Source organism: Klebsiella sp. TF21-TM, from assembly GCF_019753495.1.
GTDB lineage: Bacteria > Pseudomonadota > Gammaproteobacteria > Enterobacterales > Enterobacteriaceae > Klebsiella > Klebsiella quasipneumoniae.
Map to the genome: position 1 here is coordinate 1 of NZ_JAIJYL010000114.1, position 755 is coordinate 755.

A 755-nucleotide genomic window follows, 5' to 3' on the forward strand; every position below is an offset into this window, starting at 1 on the left:
GGGGTGAAGTCGTAACAAGGTAACCGTAGGGGAACCTGCGGTTGGATCACCTCCTTACCTTAAAGAACCTGCCTTTGTAGTGCTCACACAGATTGTCTGATGAAATAGAGCAGTAAATAATCTCTGCAGGCTTGTAGCTCAGGTGGTTAGAGCGCACCCCTGATAAGGGTGAGGTCGGTGGTTCAAGTCCACTCAGGCCTACCAAATTTTCCCTGAATACTGCGTTGTGGCAAAGCTCGCATACTTCAGTATGCTTCGCTTCACCACGCCTTGTCTCAGGAAAAATTACCGGTACAGAGATAACACCGATGGGGCTATAGCTCAGCTGGGAGAGCGCCTGCTTTGCACGCAGGAGGTCTGCGGTTCGATCCCGCATAGCTCCACCATCTTTACTGCGAACACAAGAAAACTTCAGAGTGAACCTGAAAAGGTGCACTGCGAAGTTTTGCTCTTTAAAAATCTGGATCAAGCTGAAAATTGAAACGACACACTGTTTAAGTGTGTTCGAGTCTCTCAAATTTTCGCAATCAGAAGATGGCACTGTAAAAGGTGACGTGAGCAAAGTGAAGCCAAGGCGTACCGCACGCAGCGAGCGGAGTGGACTTAATGTCCATGAGCATCGCGAGTACGGAACAACGCAGGATTCACGATGCGCAACGAACCGGACAGAACAAGACATCTTCGGGTTGTGAGGTTAAGCGACTAAGCGTACACGGTGGATGCCCTGGCAGTCAGAGGCGATGAAGGACGTGCTA

General features: G+C 49.9%; 2 tRNA genes and 1 rRNA gene. All 3 read left to right on the top strand.

Features of this window, described 5'->3' with window-relative positions:
- Nucleotides 1–57, top strand: a 16S ribosomal RNA gene (locus K5R89_RS27155); the annotation flags it as partial.
- 70 nt (nucleotides 58–127) lie between these two features.
- Nucleotides 128–204: transfer RNA gene (locus K5R89_RS27160), tRNA-Ile, on the top strand.
- Nucleotides 205–310: 106 nt separating this feature from the next.
- Nucleotides 311–386 (top strand) — tRNA-Ala (locus K5R89_RS27165).
- The last annotated feature ends 369 nt before the right edge of the window (nucleotides 387–755 follow it).